Below are 19,500 nucleotides of genomic sequence, written 5' to 3' on the forward strand. Positions count from 1 at the left end.
TCCCGATAGATCCGGGCTACAGATCCCAGGCCCTGCTCAGCGCCCGGATCGCCTCGGCGATCTGCGCTTCCGGCACCGCGGCAAAGCCCAGCACCAGTCCCGCGCGGTTATCCACAGGCTCGGCGCTGTTCTCCAGCCAGTATTCGCTCAACCCGTTCATTTCCACCCCGGCTGCGCGGGCGGCGGCCAGCAGTTCGCGCTCGCGCGCCAGGCTCTCCACCCGTATGCAGAGGTGCAGGCCGGCCTCCACCGGGGGCATCGGCGCGCAGCCGGGAATGGCCGCCGGCCAGTCGCGCAAAAGCGCATCACGCCGGGCACGGGCAGCCTGGCGCATGCGCCGTACATGGCGCTGGAAGTGGCCGGCGGCGATGAACTCGGCCATCACCGCCTGGGTGCCGATCTCGGAGTGGCGCATGTCCAGGGCGCGGCGGCGGGCGAAGGCTTCCGCCAGGGTCGGCGGCAGCACCATGTAGCCCAGGCGCAAGGCCGGGAAGGCGATCTTGCAGAAGGTGCCGACATAGATCACCCGCCCCTGCCGGTCCAGCGCCGCGAGGGGTGCCAGCGGAGTTCCGCTGTAGCGGTATTCGCCGTCGTAGTCGTCCTCGACTATCCAGCCGCCCTCGCGCTCGGCCCATTCCAGCAGCTCCAGGCGCCGCGCCAGCGACAGGGTCACTCCGCTGGGGTACTGGTGCGAGGGCGTGACGTAGGCCAGCCGGCAATGCTCCAGCCGCGCCAGCGCCGCGCAGTCCAGGCCATCGTTATCCACAGGTACGCCGCAGAGTTCGGCACCGGCCACGGCGAAGGCATGGCCGGCGGCGCGGTAACCGGGGTTCTCGATGGCCACGCGGTCACCGGGCTGCACCAGCAACTGGGCGCAGAGGCTGATCGCCTGCTGGGCACCGCAGGTGATCACCACCTGCGCCGGGTCGCAGGCCAGCCCGCGGCTGCTGCGCAGGTAGGCGGCCACCAGCTCGCGCAGGCCCCAGTCCCCCGCCGGATCACCGTAGCCCAGGCGCGCCAGCGAGGGCTTGCGCCAGAAGCGTGCCGAGAGCCGCGCCCAGGTTTCGAAGGGAAACAGGTCGAAGGCCGGCACGCCGATGCGGAACGCCCGTGGCGCACCGCTCACGGGCGGCGGCAGGTGATGGTTGTGCAGGCGTTCCAGCGCCGGCCCTGCCGCCGCGCCGGCAGCTGTCGGCTGGGGCGCCGGCCGCGCTGTGGATAACTCGGCCACGTAGGTGCCGTCGCCGACCCGGCCTGCCACATAGCCTTCGGCGTAGAGCTGGTCGAAGGCGCGCGTCACGGTATTGCGGGAAATCCCCAGCAGCACCGCCAGGTCGCGGGTCGCTGGCAGTCGCGTGCGGCTGCCCAGGCGGCCATCGAGGATGCGTTCGCGCAGGGCCTGGTAGAGCTGGCGTGCCAGGCCCCGGCCCGGGTCCAGGCGAATTCCGGAAAGGTCGACGGGAAGGGGAGGCGTGGCAGGCATGCTGGACCTCTTATTGGCTCTATCAAACTGGCGGGAAATGGATCTTACAACAGTCCAATATCCTGCCTAGCATGAAGCCATGCCACCAGGAGACGCCTTCATGTACATCCCCGCCGCTTTCCGCCAGGACGACCTTGCCCAGCTCCACGGGCAAATCCACGCCACCGGCCTCGCCCTGCTCACCAGCGCCGGGGGCAAAGGGCTCATGGCCAGCCACCTGCCCCTGCTGCTGGAGCCCGGCGAGGGCGAATTCGGCACGCTCTACGGCCACTTCGCCCGCGCCAATCCGCACTGGCGCGACCTGGCCGACGGTGCCGAGGCGCTGGTGGTTTTCCAGGGACCGGACGCCTACGTCAGCCCCGGCTGGTACCCGGCCAAGGCCGAGCACGGCAAGGTGGTGCCGACCTGGAACTACATCGCCGTGCACGCCTGGGGGCAGGCCGAGGTATTCGACGACGCCGAGCGCCTGCTGACCCTGGTGGGCCGCCTGAGCCAGCGCCACGAATCCGGACGCCCACAGCCCTGGGCGGTGGAGGAGGCGCCACGCGACTACCTCGACGCCATGCTCCGCGCCATCGTCGGCTTCGCCTTGCCGATCCGCCGCCTGGAGGGCAAGTGGAAGCTCGGCCAGAACCGCTCCGCCGCCGACCAGGCCGGGGTGCGCGAGGGCCTGGCCGCCTCGGCCAACCCGCGCGACCGCGAGCTGGCCGCGCGCATGCCCCTCACCGACTGATCCCACGCAAGGAACCGCCATGTCCGCCGCACCGCTCGACATCCGCCCGGTCAGCGCCACCGACCATGCCGCCTGGCTGCCCCTCTGGCAGGGCTACCAGCGCTTCTACCAGACCGAGATTGCCGCCATGACCAGCGAAACGACCTGGCAACGCTTCCTCGATCCGGCCGAGCCGATGCACGCGGCGCTGGCCTGGCAGAACGGCAAGGCCGTGGGGATGGTGCACTACCTTTTCCACCGCAGTTGCTGGACGCTCGGCGACTACGTCTACCTGCAGGACCTGTACGTCGTCGAAGGGCTGCGCGGCGGCGGCATTGGCCGCCAGTTGATCGAGCACGTCTACGCCCAGGCCCGCGACGCCGGTGCTGCGCGGGTGCATTGGCTGACCCATGAAACCAATAGCGACGCCATGCAGCTCTACGACCGCATTGCCGAGCGTTCCGGCTTCGTCCAGTACCGCAAGATCCTCTGACCGGAGAGCGCCATGATCGACCTCAGCCACTGGCAGCCCCGCCCTGCCCCCGACCACGGTCCGCTGCCGGGGCGCTTCGTGCGCCTGGAAGCGCTGGACGCCCCGCGCCACGGCGACGACCTCTGGCAAGCCCTGCAGGGCCCGGACCCGGCGCTCTGGGATTACCTGCCCTACGGGCCCTTCGCCAGCCGTGCGCCATTCGACGCCTGGCTGGCCGGCAACGCGGCGAGCCGCGACCCGCTGTTCTACGCGGTGATCGACCTGGCCAGCGGCCGCGCCCTGGGCCTGCTCAGCTACCTGCGCATCGCGCCGAAGGACGGCGTCATCGAAATCGGCCATATCGCCTTCGGCCAGGCCATGCAGCGCACACCGGGTTCCACCGAGGCGGTCTGGCTGCTGGCCCGGCATGCCTTCGACGACCTGGGCTATCGCCGCCTGGAGTGGAAGTGCAACGCCAGCAACGCCCGCTCCATGCGCGCCGCCGAGCGCCTCGGCTTCCGCCATGAAGGGCTGTTCCGCCAGCACATGATCGTCAAGGGCCGGAACCGCGACACGGCGTGGTTCTCCATCATCGATGGCGAATGGCCGAGATGCCGGGACGCCTTCGAGCGCTGGCTGGCTGTGGATAACTTCGACGGCGATGGGCGCCAGCGCCAATCCCTGGAAGGGTTCAGGGGCTGAGCCGCGGGGACCGCTACGTGGTCCTTTCGCGACTGAAGTCGCTCCTACAGGGTAGGAGCTGCCTTTGCTGTGGGAGCGAATTCATTCGCGATGCAGGCCGCAGGCCTGCCCCACCCCCTCACTCGATCTCGAACAACCCATTCCTGAGCGGCGCCACATCCAGGCGCTGGCGCACGTCGTCGTCGATACGCGGGTCGTCCGGGCGGTAGAGCTTCACCTGGCGATAGGCGGCAACGCGGTTGATCTCCGGGCCCAGGTATTCCCAGACCACGCGGGTGCAGGCCGGGTTGCGCCGGTCGCCGCTGGAGACGCCGGTCTTCAGGCCGTTCAAGCGGGTGATGCGGCTCTTGTAGCTGGGAATGAGGATGGTCTGGCTCATCTCGTTGAGGGTGAGGGACTCGTAGTCCATCAGGAACAGGCGGTCCTGCAACTGGAACGCCGCGCCCAGGTAGCGGCAGCGCACCCAGTCCTCGGCCTGCGAGTCGGGACCGCCTGCGCGCTCCTGGCGTTCCTGGCGCTCGAAGAGGAAGTTGCCGTCGTCCTCCCACAGGCGCACCAGGGACAGCAGGACGGTGCCGGGCACCGACATGCAGTTGGAGTATTCGAAGTAGAAGCCGCAATAGCGCGCCAGGTTGCCGGACTGGGCCCGTAGCGGGTCGAGCAGTTCCAGCAGCGGATCGTTGCGGCCGGCGGCGACCTGGTCCGGCGCGCGGGTCCCGAGCAGGCGGGCGAACTGCTCCGGCGGCATGGCGATCTCGAAGTCCTCGACGCCGAAGAAGTCGCAGATGCGCTTCAGGTTGTAGGCCGTGGGACGGCTCTGGCCGCTGAGGTACTTGTTGAACTGGGCGCGATTGATCGACAGCTTGCGGCACACCTCCGCGATCGATCGGTAATGACTGCAGAGCAGCTTGAGGTTGTTGCCGAGATACTCCGCCATGCCACGGCCCTGCCTGATGCGAGTGGCGCGATTATAGCGTCAACTCGCATCAATTTGGTGCAACCTGCGAAATTGCCCCGATGCCGCCCTTGCTCAACCATGCGCAACCTTCCCGGCGCGGCGGCTCGCTCCCTGTCCGCTACGCTGAATCCCCAACAACAACAAACTGGATCAGGTGAATCGCCATGCTCGATCTTCTCAATGACCTCCTCTGGAGCAAATTGCTGATCGTGGTCCTCGTCGGACTCGGTCTTTTCTTCTCCATCAGCTCCCGTTTCGTCCAGTTCCGCTACTTCAGCGACATGTTCCGCATCTTCGGCCAGGCGCTGCAGCGCAAGGAAGGCCAGCTCAGCTCGTTCCAGGCCCTGATGCTCTCGGTGGCCGGGCGCGTGGGCGCGGGCAACATCGCCGGCGTGGCCGTGGCCATCATGCTCGGCGGCCCGGGCGCGGTGTTCTGGATGTGGATCGTGGCGCTGCTGGGCATGGCAACCAGTTACTTCGAGTGCTCCCTGGCCCAGCTCTACAAGCGCCGTGAGGCCGATGGCACCTACCGCGGCGGCCCGGCCTTCTACATCCTCCACGGCCTTGGCCAGCGCTGGCTGGCGGTGATCTTCTCGATCCTGCTGCTGGTGACCTTCGGCTTCGGCTTCAACGCCGTGCAGTCCTTCACCGTGGCCACCTCCCTGCACGACACCTTCGGCCTGCCGACCTGGATCAGCGGCGTTGCCCTGGTCGGTGTGATCGGCCTCATCGTGTTCGGCGGCATCAAGCGCATCGCCGCCATGGCCGACGTGCTGGTGCCAATCATGGCGGGGACCTACATCCTGATGGCGCTGACGGTCATCGGCATGAACATCACCGAAGTGCCGGCCACCCTGGCGCTGATCGTGAAGAGTGCCTTCGGCCTGGAACCGGCCTTTGCCGGCGGCATCGGCGCCGCGATCCTGATGGGCGTCAAGCGCGGCCTGTTCTCCAACGAAGCGGGCCTGGGCAGCGCGCCCAACGTGGCCGCCGTCGCCGAGGTGAACCACCCGTCCGCCCAGGGCATCGTGCAGTCCCTCAGTGTGTTCATCGACACCCTGCTGGTGTGCACCAGCACCGCGCTGATCATCCTGCTCTCGGGCGTCTACCAGCCCGGCAGCGAGATGGCTGGCGTGGTCCTGACCCAGACCGCCCTGGCGGCCGAGGTCGGCGAATGGGGCCGCATCTTCGTCAGCATGGCGCTGCTGCTCTTCGTATTCACCACCCTGGTGTACAACTACTACCTGGGTGAGAACGCGCTGAGCTTCTTCAGCACCAAGCGCTCGCTGCTGCAGGGCTACCGCGCGCTGGTGATGGCGCTGGTGCTCTGGGGCTCCATGCAGGACCTGTCCACCGTGTTCGGCTTCGCCGACGTGACCATGGGCCTGCTGGCGCTGGTGAACCTGGTGGCCATCGCCCTGCTGTTCAAGGTGGGCATGCGCCTGATGCGCGACTACGACGCCCAGGTGAAGGCCGGCGTCGAGAACCCGGTGTTCGATGCCGGCAAGTTCGCCGACCTGGACATCGACCACGCCGCCTGGCCGCAGAAGTCCGCCGCCGGCAGCGCAGCGCCGCTGTCCGACAGCCTGGCGCAAAACCACCGCTGATCGCGCGTTCCGCTGGTACCGGGTGCCGCTCCTCCGCTGATGCGGGGAGCGGCACCGTCGCATCTGCGCCCCGCCTTTTCGGAGTGATCCAGACCCATGAATGCTGTGAAGAACCTCTTCGTGCTCTACACCGGCGGCACCATCGGCATGCTGCAGACCTCCGAAGGCCTGGCCCCGGCCAGCGGCTTCGAAGCACGCATGCGCGAGCAGCTGGACGACCAGGGACTGGCATTGACCTGGCATTTCCAGGAACTCCTGCCGCTGATCGACAGCGCCAACATGCGCCAGGCCAATTGGCTGGCCATGCGCGACGCCGTGGTCGAGGCGGTGGAGCGCGGCCACGACGGCGTGCTGCTGCTGCACGGCACCGACACCCTGGCCTACAGCGCGGCGGCTCTTAGTTTCCTGCTGCTCGGCCTGCCGGTGCCGGTGGTGCTGACCGGCGCCATGCTGCCGGCCGGTGGCGAAGGCAGCGATGCCTGGCCGAACCTGCTGGGTGCGATCCGCGCCCTGCAGAAGGGCGTCGCGCCCGGCGTGCACCTGTTTTTCAATGGCGAGCTGCTGCATGGCGCCCGCGCCAGCAAGTTGCGCTCGGAGGCGTTCGACGCCTTCGTCGCGCTGCCGCGCCGGCGCGACGGCGAGCGCGCCGCCACGCTCCCCGCAGGGCTCGATTACCGCACCTCGCGCCAGCCGGTGAACCTCGTCGTGCTGCCACTGTTCCCCGGCCTGCAGGCCGCCCATGTGGAGGCGCTATTGGCCAGCGGCGTGGCGGGCCTGGTGCTGGAGTGCTATGGCAGCGGCACCGGCCCGTCGGACGACAAGGCCCTGCTGGACGCCCTGCGTGGTGCCCACGAACGCGGCGTGGTGCTGGTCGCCACCAGCCAGTGCCCCGCCGGGCATGTCCAGGCGGGCGTCTACGCCGCCGGCAGCCAGTTGCTCGCCACCGGCCTGGTGCCCGCCGGCGGCATGACCCGCGAGGCGGCCCTGGGCAAGCTGTTCGCCCTGCTCGGCGCCGGCCTGCGACGGGAAGAAGTGGAACAGTGGTTCGCCGTGGACCTGTGTGGGGAACTGGCAGACTGAGTCGGCGGCTACGGGAAGCACCGGGTGCGGGGGAATGGCTGGCAAATCGAAGCCCGGATAAACGCCGGTCGCAGCGCCTGGGATTTCCCGCGGTTTTCGCCGGGCCATCGGCTCCCGGCCCCGTGGCGACGGGAGGTGGGCTGATCGCCCCGGCTTGGGCGGCGCACGCCGCCGGCCGTCAAGCCCGCGACGGGCGTCCGAGACGATAGCCCTGGAACAGCTTGAACGGGAGGCCGCTGACGACCTCGTGCTGCCACTCGGTTTCGACCTTTTCGGCGACGAGGTCCACCTGGTAGCGGTGGATGAACGCGTACAGCTTCTCGCCCAGCACGGCGTACCGGTCGGCCATGAAGGCGCCATCCTCGTGCAGGGGGACGCCGAGCGCCGGAAGGTCGAGCTTCACGAAATCGCACAGGCCCAGATCGAGTTCCCAGTGAAACGGACCGTCGATGTCGTAGTCGTCCAGCGCAACCAGCAGCCCCTCTTGTTTCAGGCGCATGAGCCCCTGCAGGTAGGACCTGAAGCCGTCGAACGAATCCACCGGCCGCTCCGTGACCTCGACGACCAGCAGGACGCCGGAGCTGCGCAGGTCAACCGCACTGTCGATGATCTCCTCGACCAGGTCCGGCTCGGCCAGGCTCCGTTTCTCGATATTGACGAAATGCCGCACGGCCTGACGGTCGCCCTGCGAACTGTTCAGTCGATTGGCGTAGCTCCGGTCGAGCATGCAGCGAATCCGCAGGCCCAGCAGCAGTTCACGGGTGAGTCGCTGCAGGTCGTCCACCGACAGGCTGGCGATGGCGTCCTCGGTGCTACCGACGAACGCATCGAAGACGAACCGGGCCAGGTTCTCGAATCCGATGATGCGTTCGCGCCTGTCCATGATCGGCTGCAGCCGGACCTCGGACATCCGCGCCCCAGTCATCGGACGACTCTGGCCAGCGGCGCGGCCTCGGTGAACGGGCAGCGCCTGGCGAAGTGAATGAAGCGGCATGGACGGACTCCCGCGACTCGAAGGAGCCCACAGGCTAGGTGTCCGCCCGCCATTGATGGAAATCAGAAATTGTCATTGCGCCCGCCCACCGAGCCGGCGGACGCCGGCATCAGGCCACTTCGCCACGGATGTACTGCTCCAGGTGCAGGATCAGCGCGTCCTGTTCGGACATGGCTTCCTTCACCAGGTCGCCGATGGATAGCAGGCCGACCAGATAGCCGTTTTCCACCACCGGCAGGTGGCGCAAGTGGTGCTCGGTCATCAGCGACATGCACTCGCGGATGCTTTGCTGCGGCGCCACCGTCAGCACCGGTTCAGTCATGAACTCGCGCACGGGTGTGGCCACTGACGAACGCCCCTGCAGCACGCCCCGGCGCGCGTAGTCACGCTCGCTGACGATGCCCAGCAGGCTGCGACCGCGCGTCACCGGCAGTGCGCCGATGTTCTGCCGGGCCATCAACCGCAGCGCGTCCAGCATGGGCGCATCGACATCGATGGTATGAACGTTCTGCCGTGACTTGGCATCGAGCAGCTGGGCGACGGTTTTCATGGCGGATCTTCCCCTGGCGGCGTTGAGTGGAAGGCCAGAATGCGCGCGGCCATGCACCCAGCGCCAAGTAGGGTTTTGAATGGCCACTATTGAGAAAATCATTGGTTGTCAGGCCGCGCCGGGCCCGTGCCACGTTCTGATCGCTTCGCGTTTGGGGCGTTCATCTGCACCGCCAGCGGTGGCTACGTGCATCCTGATGATTCGACAGCATGGGTTTCGTGCCTCACGGAGCGCCGCCCGCCCCATCCTACGGGGTCCTCAGCATCCTGAAGTTACAACGGGCCTGACATTCAGCTCCATGCGCGCAAAAAAAGGGAGCCTTTCGGCTCCCCACGGGGACTTCCGTTGCAGCGATCAGGCGATCTCGATCAGCACCTCGCCCGGGTTCACGCGATCGCCCTTGGCGACATGGACGGCCTTGACGGTACCGGCGATGGGCGCCTGCACCTCGGTTTCCATCTTCATCGCTTCGGTGATCAACACGGCCTGTCCGGCTTTCACCTGGTCGCCTTCCTTCACCAGCACGTCGACGATGTTGCCCGGCATGGTGGTGCTGACATCGCCCGGCGCGCTGGCGCTCTTGCGCTTGTTGCCGGCACCGCCGATGAACGCGTTGAGCGGCTCGAACACCACCTCTTCCGGCATGCCGTCGATGGACAGGTAGAAGTGACGCTTGCCGTCGGTCTTGACGCCCACACCGGTGATGTCGACGCGGTAGCTCTCGCCGTGCACGTCCACCACGAACTCCGTGGGCACGCCTTCGCCGCCGACCGGGGCTGCGCCCTGGCCGCTGGGGATTGGCAGCAGCTCTTCGGGCTTGAGGGTGCCGGCGGCGCGCTCCTCGAGGAACTTGCGGCCGATGTCCGGGAACATGGCGAAGGTCAGCACGTCCTCCTCGCAGGTGGCCAGGCTGCCGATGTCGGCGCGCAGCTTGTCCAGCTCAGGCTTGATCAGGTCGGCCGGACGCACGTCGATGACTTCTTCGTTGCCGATGGCCTGGCGGCGCAACTGCTCGTTGATCTCGCCCGGCGCCTTGCCGTAGCGGCCCTGCAGGTAGAGCTTCACTTCGTTGGTGATGGTCTTGTAGCGCTCGCCGGCCAGCACGTTGAAGAACGCCTGGGTGCCGACGATCTGCGAAGTCGGGGTCACCAGGGGCGGGAAGCCGAGGTCGGCGCGCACGCGCGGGATTTCTTCCAGCACTTCCGCCATGCGGTTGAGAGCGCCCTGCTCCTTCAACTGGTTGGCCAGGTTGGAGATCATGCCGCCCGGTACCTGGTTGACCTGTACGCGGGTATCGACGCCGGTGAACTCGCTCTCGAACTGATGGTACTTCTTGCGCACGGCATGGAAGTACATGCCGATTTCCTGGATCAGCTCCAGGTCCAGGCCTGTGTCGTAGGGGGTGTTGCGCAGGGCCGCGACCATGGATTCAGTGCCCGGGTGGCTGGTGCCCCAGGCCATGCTGGAGATGGCGGTGTCGATGCGGTCGGCGCCGTTCTCCACGGCCTTCAGCTGGCACATGCTGGCCACGCCGGCGGTGTCGTGGGAATGCACCACCACATCCAGCGGCAGGGCGTCCTTCAGCGCTTTCACCAGGTCGCCGGTGGCGTAGGGCGTCAGCAGGCCGGCCATGTCCTTGATGGCGATGGAGTCCACGCCCATGGCGGCCATGGTCTTGGCCTGGCTGACGAAGGCGTCGATGGTGTGCACCGGGCTGGTGGTGTAGCAGATGGTGCCCTGGGCGTGCTTGCCGGCGGCCTTCACCGCTTCGATGGAGACGCGCAGGTTACGCACGTCGTTCATCGCGTCGAAGATACGGAACACGTCGATGCCGTTGACTGCCGCCTTGGCGACGAAGGCGCGCACCACGTCGTCGCTGTAGTGGCGGTATCCCAGCAGGTTCTGGCCGCGCAGGAGCATCTGCAGGCGGGTGTTGGGCAGCGCGGCTTTCAGTTTGCGCAGTCGCTCCCACGGGTCTTCCTTGAGAAAGCGGACGCAGGCGTCGAAGGTGGCGCCGCCCCAGACTTCCAGCGACCAGTAGCCGACTTTGTCGAGCTTGTCGCAGATCGGCAGCATGTCTTCCAGGCGCATGCGGGTGGCCAGCAGGGACTGGTGCGCATCGCGCAGGATGGTATCGGTGATCGAGATTTTCTTGCTCATGTTCTGAATCCTTCCCCTACAGGCCGGCGTGGGCGGCGATGGCGGTGGCGATGGCGATGGCCAGGTGCGACGGGTTGCGCTTGATGGAGTACTGGGTCAGCTCCGGATGGCTCTCGACAAAACTGGTGTTGAACTCGGCACTGCGGAACTCGGGATTGCGCAGGATTTCCTGATAGTAGGGCGCGGTGGTCCGCACACCTTGCACGCGCATGTCGTCGAGGGCGCGCAGGCCACGGTCCAGGGCTTCTTCCCAGGTCAGTGCCCAGACGATCAGCTTCAGGCACATGGAGTCGTAGTACGGCGGAATGGTGTAGCCGGTGTAGATCGCGGTGTCGGTGCGCACACCGGGGCCGCCGGGGGCGTAGTAGCGGGTGATCTTGCCGAAGGACGGCAGGAAGTTGTTCTTCGGGTCTTCGGCGTTGATGCGGAACTGCAGGGCGAAGCCGCGGTGGATGATGTCGTCCTGCTTGACCGACAGCTCCAGGCCCGAGGCGATGCGGATCTGCTCGCGAACCACGTCGATGCCGGTGATTTCCTCGGTGATGGTGTGCTCCACCTGCACCCGGGTGTTCATCTCCATGAAGTACACCTCGCCCTCGGCGAGCAGGAACTCCACGGTGCCGGCGTTCTCGTAGCCCACGGCCTTGGCCGCGCGCACGGCGAGGTCACCGATATAGGCACGCTGCTCGGGGGTGAGCTGCGGGCTGGGGGCGATCTCGATGAGCTTCTGGTTGCGGCGCTGGATGGAGCAGTCGCGCTCGAACAGGTGCACGGTGTTGCCGAAGGAGTCGGCGAGGATCTGCGCCTCGATGTGCTTGGGGTTGACGATGCACTTCTCGAGGAAGACTTCCGCCGAACCGAAGGCCTTGGTCGCCTCGGAAATCACCCGCGGGTACGCCTGTTCCAGTTCTTCGCGGCTGTTGCAGCGACGGATGCCACGACCGCCGCCGCCGGAGGTGGCCTTGAGCATCACCGGGTAACCGATGCGGTCGCCTTCGCGCAGGGCCTCGGCGAGGTCGGCGACGTTGCCTTCGGTACCGGGGGTGACCGGCACGCCGGCCTTGATCATGCTGCGGCGGGCTTCGGTCTTGTCGCCCATGCGGCGGATCACGTCGGCGGAGGGGCCGATGAATTTGATTCCGCGTTCGGCGCAGATGTCCGCCAGCTCGGCGTTTTCGGAAAGGAAACCGTAGCCCGGGTGCAGGGCGTCGCAGCCGGTCTCGACCGCCAGGTTCACCAGTTTGCGCGGGTTCAGGTAGCCGGCCAGGGGGTCGGCACCGATGCTGTGGGCTTCGTCCGCACGCTTGACGTGCAGGGCGTGCCGGTCGGCATCGGAGTAGATGGCCACCGAGCGGATGCCCATCTCGGCGCAAGCGCGCACGATGCGGACAGCGATCTCGCCACGGTTGGCGATCAGGATTTTCTTGATCACGAGTTTTCCCTCGACCAAGTGAACAGGCGAACGGCTGGGCCGGTCGTTGAGTGACCGCAGATCGTGTAGCGGTCGCGCCATTACCCTACGCCGCGAATGGGAATAACCCCAATCAATAATTATTGGGATATCCATTAGGATCAGCTTATAGTCAGCCATCCCCCCAGTTCCGCGAGGCCGAAACCAATGCGCAAGACCTTGCTGCGCATGACCCTGCGCCAGCTCCAGGTGTTCCGGGCCGTGTTCGAAAGCCGTTCCTACAGCCGCGCAGCCGAGGAGATGGCGCTGACCCAGCCGGCCGTCAGCCTGCAGATCCGCCAGCTCGAGGAACTGGTGGGCCAGCCCCTGTTCGAGTACGTCGGCAAGAAGCTCTACGTGACCGATGCCGCCGAGGCGCTGATGCGTGCCAGCAGCGACATCTTCCAGCGCCTGGCCAGTCTCGACATGCAGCTCTCGGACCTCCAGGGCTCACTGCAGGGCCAGCTCAACCTGGCGGTGGAGTCCAGCGCCAAGTACTTCGTCCCGCACCTGTTCGCGGCCTTCCGCGAGCAGCACCCGGATGTGAGCCTGCACCTGGTGGTGACCAACCGCGCCCAGGTGATCAAGCGCCTCTCGGACAACCGCGACGACCTGGTGATCATGTCCCTGGTCCCGCAGGACATGGCCCTGGAATTCCTGCCGTTCCTGAACAACCCGATCGTCGCCGTAGCGCCGCCCAGTCACCCGCTGTGCAACGCCGCGAAACTGGCTTTGAAGGACCTGGAACCCTACACCCTGCTGGTGCGCGAAGCCGGCTCGGGCACCCGCAAGGCCTGCGAGGAATACTTCCAGCAGAAGCGCGCGCACTTTGCCCAGACCATGGAGGTGGCGTCGCCGGATGCGCAGAAGGAATGCGTGGTGGCGGACCTCGGCATCGCCCTGATCCCCCGCCATGCGGTGAGCCTGGAACTGGCGACGGGGTTGTTGCGCGAACTGCCGGTGGAGGAGTTGCCGCTGTACCGCAGTTGGTGCGCGGTGCACGCCAAGGGCAAGCGGCTGTCGCCGGTCGCCCAGGCGTTTCTAGGCTTTATCCGCGAAGAACGCGCACAGATCAGTGCACTTTCCCACCGTTTCTCCGGCGCGCTGCCTTTGACGACAACAGGTAGTTAGCGGCGATCAATTCCGGATAGGGATAGTCCGAACACTCCATCTGCAGGCGGCGTTGCTCGGCGTGGTCTTCGATGGCGCGGCGGAACTGCATGCGCCGCTGATCCTCCAGTTTGCGCCGGGTCTTGCTGTCCAGATGGGCGGTATCATCGTGAAAGCGCTGCATGGCATCTCTCCCTGGGTCGGGTCCGGTAGGCGCAGCATCGCCCCCGCCTGTGACGCTTTCGCGAAGGCCCGGTGAATCTGTGGTGAAGCGCGGGTTTCAGGTAATCGGGGCGATAGCTGGACAGACCGGCGGCCTGGGACTTTGCTCAGCAATGTCCCGGTCACGCCGCTGGAGGACGTCATGAGCAATGCCGTCGAGTTTTTCCAACGCTTTCCGATCCAACGGGTGCGCGCCAGCATCCTCGACGACGTACTGGCCAGCGAACGCCAGCGTCTGGTGCTGCTCTACCTCTGGCAGGACGACTGCCCCCTGTGCGATGTGGCCAAGCACGACCTGCTGCGCACCCAGGACCGCTGCCAGTGGCCGCAGGTGCGCTGGCTGCACGACGAGGTGGAAGAAGACCCGGCGCTGGCGCTGCGCTTCGGCCTCCACGGGGTTCCCACCTTCATCGCCCTCTACCGCGGCAGGCCGCTGGGGCGAATCACCAGTTGGCCGGGCAGCGGGCCCTTCATTGAGGCGATCGAACGGCTACTGGTCAGGCAGGGACTGGCGCAGAGCTGAGAAGCCCCGCGCCGGGGCCTCAGTCCTCGGCGCTTTTCACCGACTTGGGCGACAGACGCAGGCTGCGCAAGCTGCGCTTCACGCTCTTGAGGTGGTTCACCAGGCTCGGACCGCGCGCCATGGCCACGCCCATGGCCAGTACGTCGATCACCACCAGGTGGGCGATGCGCGAGGTCAGCGGGGTATAGATCTCGGTGTCTTCCTGCACGTCGATGGCGAGGTTCACCGTGGCGAGATCGGCCAGCGGGGTCTGGCTCGGACACAGGGTGATCAGGGTGGCACCGGCCTCGCGCACCAGGTTGGCGGTGATCAGCAGGTCCTTGGAACGGCCCGACTGGGAAATGCAGATGGCCACGTCCGAGGGCTTCAGGGTCACCGCCGACATCGCCTGCATGTGCGGGTCGGAATAGGCCGCAGCGGTGAGCAGCAGGCGGAAGAACTTGTGCTGGGCGTCGGCCGCCACCGCGCCGGAGGCGCCGAAGCCGTAGAACTCCACGCGCTGGGCCTGGGCGCAGGCGCCGATGGCTTGCTGCAGGGCGTGCGGATCGAGCTTCTCGCGGACTTCCATCAGGGTGTGCAGGGTGGTGTCGAAGATCTTCAGGCTGAAGTCCGCCACCGAGTCGTCCTCGTGGATCGCGAACTGGCCGAAGCTGGCGCCGGCGGCCAGGCTCTGCGCCAGTTTCAGCTTGAGGTCCTGGAAGCCGCCGCAGCCGATGGCGCGGCAGAAGCGCACGATGGTCGGCTCGCTGACCCCGACGCCCTGGGCCAGGTCGGCCATGGAGCTGTGCATGACCGCAGCGGGATCGAGCAGAACGTGGTCGGCGACTTTCAGTTCCGACTTGCGTAGCAGATGACGCGACTGGGCGATATGTTGCAGCAGGTTCACAGGGCGGGCTCTGTCTGGAATGGAGGTTTCGCCGGTTTCTTCCGTCATGCAACGGGCCTCGACTCGGTTATGATCGGCGGAAGCAGGCTGTAGTGATCTTGTAGTTATACTACATGCGCTGCTTTTCCGCCCAGTTGAACCACTCATTCTCCGCGTGCAAGGAAGGGAGAGCGCATCCTTGGCCAACTCCTGCGACATGCTTGTCTTCGGCGGCACCGGCGATCTCGCCCTGCACAAGCTGCTGCCGGCCCTCTACCATCTGCACCGCGAAGGGCGCCTGCATCCGCGGATGCGCATCCTCGCCCTGGCCCGCAACGCCCTCGATCGCGACGGCTACCGGGCCCTGGCCGAGCGCCGCTGCCGGGCCCAGGTGGCCCGTGCCGACTTCACCACCGAGGCCTGGCGCGACTTTTCCGAGCGCCTCGACTACTTCGCCATGGACGCCTCCCAGAGCGCCGACTTCGTCCGCCTGGCCCGTCATCTCGGCCCCGACCCCGACTGCGGACGGGTCTACTACCTGGCCACCGCGCCCGACCTGTTCGAAGACATCGCCGCGCACCTGGCCATCGCCCGCCTGGCCACCCCGCGGTCGCGCATCGTGCTGGAAAAGCCCATCGGTCATTCGCTGGACTCGGCGCGCGCGATCAACGCCGCCATTGGCAAGGTGTTCGACGAATCCCAGGTGTTCCGCATCGACCACTACCTGGGCAAGGAAACCGTGCAGAACCTCATGGCCCTGCGCTTCGCCAACGGCCTGTTCGAGCCGATCTGGCGCGCCGGGCACATCGACCACGTGCAGATCAGCGTCTGCGAGACCCTCGGGGTGGAGAACCGTGGCGCCTACTACGACCGTTCCGGGGCCATGCGCGACATGGTGCAGAACCACCTGCTGCAGCTGCTCTGCCTGGTCGCCATGGAGGCGCCGGTTCGCTTCGACGCCGAGGCGGTGCGCAACGAGAAGGTGAAGATACTCGAAGCGCTCAAGCCCGTTTCCGGGCAGGACGTCCGCGACAAGACCGTGCGCGGCCAGTACAGCGCCGGCAAGATCGGCGGCCAGGAAGTGCCGGCCTACTACTTCGAGAAGAACGTCGACAACGACAGCGACACCGAAACCTTCGTCGCCCTGCAGGCGGAGATCGACAACTGGCGCTGGGCCGGCGTGCCCTTCTACCTGCGCACCGGCAAGCGCCTGGCGCGCAAGTACTCGGAGATCGTCATCCAGTTCAAGCCGGTGCCCCACCGCCTGTTCGCCGATGGCGAGGCCAACCGCCTGCTGATCCGCCTGCAGCCGGAGGAGCGCATCAGCCTGCAGCTGATGGCCAAGACACCGGGCAAGGGCATGAACCTGGAAGCCGTTGAGCTGGACCTCAACCTGGCGAAGGCCTTCAGCCACCAGCGTCGCTGGGACGCCTACGAGCGCCTGCTGCTGGATGTGATCGAAGGCGATTCCACCCTGTTCATGCGCCGCGACGAGGTGGAAGCCGCCTGGCGCTGGGTCGACCCGATCCTCGAAGGCTGGCACGAGTACTACCAGAGCCCGCGCCCCTACCCCGCCGGCTCCACCGGCCCGGAGCAGGCCCACAGCCTGCTGGAGCTGCACGGTCGCGCCTGGCACGACTGAGCCCGAACCGCTGCGACCCGGCTCGTCTCACCGCCAGAGTTCCGCGGCCTGCTCCTTGAGCAGCCGGGCGAACTGCGGCGCCTCCACCGGCGGGCTGATCAGGTAACCCTGGATTTCATCGCAGCGCTGGCTGCGCAGGAAGTTCAGCTGCTCGCGGTTCTCCACGCCCTCCGCCACCACCTTCAGCTCCAGGCTGTGGGCCATGGCGATGATGGCGCGGGTGATGGCGGCGTCCTCGCTGCCGGCGGACAGGTCGCGGATGAAGGTCTGGTCGATCTTCACGTAGTCCACCGGGAAACGCTTGAGGTAACTCAGGGACGAATAGCCGGTGCCGAAGTCGTCGATGGCCAGCTTCACGCCGATCTGCCGCAACTGGTGGAAGGTGGCGATGACGTTCTCGACATTCTCCAGCAGGTGGCTTTCGGTCAATTCCAGCTCCAGCAGGCGCGCCTGCAAGCCGGTTTCCTCCAGGACCTGGCGCACCAGGCTGACCAGGTTGCCCTGGCGCAGCTGGTGCATCGACAGGTTCACCGAGACGCGGATGTCCGCCAGCCCCTGGCACTGCCATTCGCGGGCCTGCAGGCAGGCCTGGCGCAGCACGAATTCGCCGATGGGCGCGATCAGCCCGGTTTCCTCGGCCAGGCCGATGAAGTCCCCCGGCGGCACCAGCCCCTGTTGCGGATGGCGCCAGCGCACCAGCGCCTCGGCAGCATTCAGGCTGTCGTCGGCCAGGCCCAGCTTGGGCTGGTAGAACACCTCCAGTTGACCCTCTTCGATGGCCTTGCGCAGCTGGTTCTCCATCTGCAGCCGCTCCAGGGTGCAGGCCTGGAGGTTGTCGGTGAAGAACTGGAAGCTGTTGCCGCCCAGGTGCTTGGCGTGCTGCATGGCCATGTTGGCCTGGCTGATCAGGGCGGAAATGTCGCGGGCGTTTTCCGGCAGCAGGCTGATGCCCAGGGAGCCACTGATCACCAGTTCGTGGCCCCCCACGGTCATCGGCATGCGCAACTTGCCAAGCAGTCGGCTGGCCTGGCGCGCCAGGCTGGCGAGGCTGCCATAGGCATCGAGGATCACCGCGAACTCGTCGCTGGACAGCCGTGCGATGGTGTCGGCCTCGGGCACCGCCTGGGTCAGGCGACGGCTGACCTGGCGCAGCAACTGGTCGGCGACGTCATGGCCAAGGCTGTCGTTGAGCACCTTGAAACGGTCCAGGTCGATGTGCAGCAGGGCCAGGCTGCGGCCGCTCTGGCGCGCCCGCTGGCTGGCCTCGTGGAGGCGGTCCTTGAACAGCGTGCGGTTGGCCAGGCCGGTGAGCTCGTCGTAATTGGACAGGTAGCGCAGGCGTTCCTCGGCCTCGCGGCGGGCGGTGAGGTCGGCGAAGAAGCCGACGATATGGCTGACGTTACCCCTGGAGTCGCGCACCACGTTGAGCTGCAGCCACTGCGGGTAGAGTTCGCCGCTTTTGCGGGTGTCCATCAGTTCGCCCTGCCAACTGCCGCTCTGCTCCAGCTCTTCGCGGATCAGGTGGTAGCGACGGCGGGCTTCGCGGCTGCCGATCAGCGTGGCGACGCTGCGGCCGAGGACCTCTTCCGCCCGGTAGCCGGTCACCTGGCTGAAGGCGGCGTTGGTCTGGATCACCCGGTACTCCGGATCGAGGATGATGATGCCCTCGCTGGCGGCCTCGAATACCGTGGCCGCCAGCCGCTGCTCCTCATCGCGCACCTTGCGTGCGGTGATGTCGCAGCGGGTGCCGAGCATACGCAGCACCTTGCCGGCCGGGTCACGCTCCACCACCCGGCCACGGTCCTCCACCCAGACCCAGTGGCCGTCGCTGTGGCGCACCCGGTAATGCACCGAATAGCCGTCGGTGAGGCCCTTGATGTGCTCCACCAGGGCGCGGCGCAGCAGCGGCAGGTCGTCCGGGTGCAGCCGCGGCTTGAGGTCGCTGAGCACGCGGGTGACGTCCTCGGCCTCGATGCCGAAGATGGCCTTGAGCTGGGAATGGTGGACTTCGTCGGTTTCCAGGTTCCAGTCCCACAGGCCCAGTTCGCTCGCCTCCAGGGCCAGGGCCAGGCGCGCTTCGCTCTTGGCCAGGGCATGGCTGGCATCGGCCAGCTCCAGGGTGCGCTGGGCCACGCGCATCTCCAGTTCGCCATGGGCGCGACGCAACTCGCGTTCGGCGCGGCGGCGCTGTTCCACTTCGTGGGCCAGCTCCTCGTTGAGGCCCTCGGCGCGGCCCTTGGCCTGCTCCAGGTGGCTGATCAGCGCCTGGTTCTGGAAGCGCTGCAGCAGGCTGCGCTGCACCAGCCGGTTGATCTGCCAGGCCACCACCATGAGCGAGGCGGCGAGTATCACCCCGAGCACACCCCAGCCGCGCAGCAGCGGCGTGTCGCCCAGCAAGAGCCAGGTGATGGAGGGCAGCAGGCAGGGCAAGGCGAAGGTGAGGAAGGCCGAGAGGCTGACGGCATAGGCGACGCTGGCGGACAGAATGGCCGCGGCCACCAGGCCGTAGACCAGCGCCTGGGTGAGGAAGGCGTCCGGCGGCACCAGCGCCACGGCGGCGAAGGCCAGGGTCAGGCCGGAAACGCCGGCGCCCAGCAGGAAGGCACGGCGCCAGCGCGGGTGGGCCTGCTGCGACGGCAGCGCCTTCTTGAACGCGGCCACCTGGGTCAGGCGCAGGATGGCCAGCAGCACCAGCCAGGCCAGCCAGCCGCCGAGCAGCAGGCTGTTGGCCGGCCCCCAGAGCAGATAGGCGCAGGCCAGGCCGTTGAGCAGCATGAACAGGGTGGGAACCTGGGAACCCTGGTAGAGCAGGCGCGTGCGTTCGGCCGCAATGTCGGTGGCGAACAGCTGGCGGATTTCGCGGCTGTCAGCCAGGGACGGCGTGTGGCCGGAAGGCCTTGGATTGACGGTCATAGGCGCGTTTTTTTGTAGTGGTCTGCCTAAGCGAGCCCGGAGCTTACCCGAGCGGGA

17 protein-coding genes are annotated in these 19,500 nt (G+C 67.0%); 8 read left to right on the forward strand and 9 right to left on the reverse strand.

Features of this window, described 5'->3' with window-relative positions; translation table 11 throughout:
- Positions 1-16 precede the first annotated feature (16 nt).
- Positions 17-1,483 (reverse strand): MocR-like pyridoxine biosynthesis transcription factor PdxR, encoded by a 1,467-nt coding sequence (gene pdxR / locus PJW05_RS26275; RefSeq protein WP_271409847.1) that lies wholly within the window; start codon positions 1,481-1,483, stop codon positions 17-19.
- Positions 1,484-1,583: 100 nt separating this feature from the next.
- On the opposite strand from pdxR, the gene PJW05_RS26280 reads away from it, so the two are divergent.
- From PJW05_RS26280 to PJW05_RS26290, 3 genes are read left to right on the forward strand one after another with little or no spacing between them, the layout of a single operon-like run.
- Positions 1,584-2,216, forward strand: coding sequence for an FMN-binding negative transcriptional regulator (locus PJW05_RS26280; RefSeq protein ID WP_271409848.1), 633 nt, complete (start codon positions 1,584-1,586; stop codon positions 2,214-2,216).
- Positions 2,217-2,235: 19 nt separating this feature from the next.
- The gene (locus tag PJW05_RS26285) at positions 2,236-2,688 is read left to right on the forward strand and encodes a GNAT family N-acetyltransferase (RefSeq protein ID WP_271409849.1); all 453 of its coding nucleotides are present in this window, start codon (positions 2,236-2,238) and stop codon (positions 2,686-2,688) included.
- A 12-nt stretch (positions 2,689-2,700) separates the two neighbouring features.
- Positions 2,701-3,369: a GNAT family N-acetyltransferase gene (locus PJW05_RS26290; RefSeq protein WP_271409850.1), complete on the forward strand. Its 669-nt coding sequence runs from the start codon at positions 2,701-2,703 to the stop codon at positions 3,367-3,369.
- Positions 3,370-3,487: 118 nt separating this feature from the next.
- Here the strand turns inward: PJW05_RS26290 and PJW05_RS26295 are convergent, their stop codons facing one another.
- Complete coding sequence (locus tag PJW05_RS26295) at positions 3,488-4,306, reverse strand: helix-turn-helix transcriptional regulator (protein ID WP_271409851.1); 819 nt, start codon at positions 4,304-4,306, stop codon at positions 3,488-3,490.
- A gap of 185 nt (positions 4,307-4,491) precedes the next feature.
- Here PJW05_RS26295 and PJW05_RS26300 point away from each other — a divergent pair, with 185 nt between their 5' ends.
- Positions 4,492-5,934, forward strand: coding sequence for an alanine/glycine:cation symporter family protein (locus tag PJW05_RS26300; protein ID WP_271409852.1), 1,443 nt, complete (start codon positions 4,492-4,494; stop codon positions 5,932-5,934).
- Between the two features lie 96 nt (positions 5,935-6,030).
- The gene (locus tag PJW05_RS26305) at positions 6,031-7,014 is read left to right on the forward strand and encodes an asparaginase (RefSeq protein WP_271409853.1); all 984 of its coding nucleotides are present in this window, start codon (positions 6,031-6,033) and stop codon (positions 7,012-7,014) included.
- Positions 7,015-7,192: 178 nt separating this feature from the next.
- Here the strand turns inward: PJW05_RS26305 and PJW05_RS26310 are convergent, their stop codons facing one another.
- From PJW05_RS26310 to PJW05_RS26325, 4 genes are all read right to left on the reverse strand, one after another.
- A complete protein-coding gene (locus PJW05_RS26310) occupies positions 7,193-8,008 on the reverse strand; it encodes an EAL domain-containing protein (protein WP_271409854.1) in 816 nt (271 codons plus the stop codon).
- A 109-nt stretch (positions 8,009-8,117) separates the two neighbouring features.
- Positions 8,118-8,558: a CBS domain-containing protein gene (locus PJW05_RS26315; protein ID WP_271409855.1), complete on the reverse strand. Its 441-nt coding sequence runs from the start codon at positions 8,556-8,558 to the stop codon at positions 8,118-8,120.
- A 354-nt stretch (positions 8,559-8,912) separates the two neighbouring features.
- Positions 8,913-10,718: a sodium-extruding oxaloacetate decarboxylase subunit alpha gene (gene oadA / locus PJW05_RS26320; RefSeq protein ID WP_271409856.1), complete on the reverse strand. Its 1,806-nt coding sequence runs from the start codon at positions 10,716-10,718 to the stop codon at positions 8,913-8,915.
- A gap of 16 nt (positions 10,719-10,734) precedes the next feature.
- A complete protein-coding gene (locus tag PJW05_RS26325; protein ID WP_271409857.1) occupies positions 10,735-12,150 on the reverse strand; it encodes an acetyl-CoA carboxylase biotin carboxylase subunit in 1,416 nt (471 codons plus the stop codon).
- A 201-nt stretch (positions 12,151-12,351) separates the two neighbouring features.
- On the opposite strand from PJW05_RS26325, the gene PJW05_RS26330 reads away from it, so the two are divergent.
- Positions 12,352-13,299 carry a LysR family transcriptional regulator gene (locus PJW05_RS26330; protein ID WP_271412309.1) on the forward strand — a complete coding sequence of 316 codons (948 nt, stop codon included), beginning with the start codon at positions 12,352-12,354 and terminating at the stop codon, positions 13,297-13,299.
- Here PJW05_RS26330 and PJW05_RS26335 read toward each other — a convergent pair.
- The gene (locus PJW05_RS26335) at positions 13,241-13,462 is read right to left on the reverse strand and encodes a PA3496 family putative envelope integrity protein (protein ID WP_271409858.1); all 222 of its coding nucleotides are present in this window, start codon (positions 13,460-13,462) and stop codon (positions 13,241-13,243) included. The genes PJW05_RS26330 and PJW05_RS26335 overlap by 59 nt on opposite strands.
- Positions 13,463-13,642: 180 nt before the next feature.
- Here PJW05_RS26335 and PJW05_RS26340 point away from each other — a divergent pair, with 180 nt between their 5' ends.
- Entirely contained in the window at positions 13,643-14,023 is a 381-nt protein-coding gene (locus PJW05_RS26340) for a thioredoxin family protein (RefSeq protein WP_271409859.1), read from the forward strand.
- A gap of 19 nt (positions 14,024-14,042) precedes the next feature.
- On the opposite strand, the gene hexR is transcribed toward PJW05_RS26340, so the two are convergent.
- Positions 14,043-14,909, reverse strand: a complete 867-nt coding sequence (hexR, locus tag PJW05_RS26345) for a transcriptional regulator HexR (RefSeq protein ID WP_271409860.1) — start codon at positions 14,907-14,909, stop codon at positions 14,043-14,045.
- A 196-nt stretch (positions 14,910-15,105) separates the two neighbouring features.
- Between hexR and zwf the strand changes: the two genes are divergently transcribed.
- Positions 15,106-16,530 (forward strand): glucose-6-phosphate dehydrogenase, encoded by a 1,425-nt coding sequence (gene zwf, locus PJW05_RS26350; RefSeq protein ID WP_271412310.1) that lies wholly within the window; start codon positions 15,106-15,108, stop codon positions 16,528-16,530.
- Positions 16,531-16,557: 27 nt separating this feature from the next.
- On the opposite strand, the gene PJW05_RS26355 is transcribed toward zwf, so the two are convergent.
- Entirely contained in the window at positions 16,558-19,443 is a 2,886-nt protein-coding gene (locus tag PJW05_RS26355; protein ID WP_271409861.1) for a putative bifunctional diguanylate cyclase/phosphodiesterase, read from the reverse strand.
- Between the last annotated feature and the right edge of the window lie 57 nt (positions 19,444-19,500).

It is taken from the genome of Pseudomonas sp. Q1-7 (genome assembly GCF_028010285.1).
Lineage (GTDB): Bacteria > Pseudomonadota > Gammaproteobacteria > Pseudomonadales > Pseudomonadaceae > Metapseudomonas.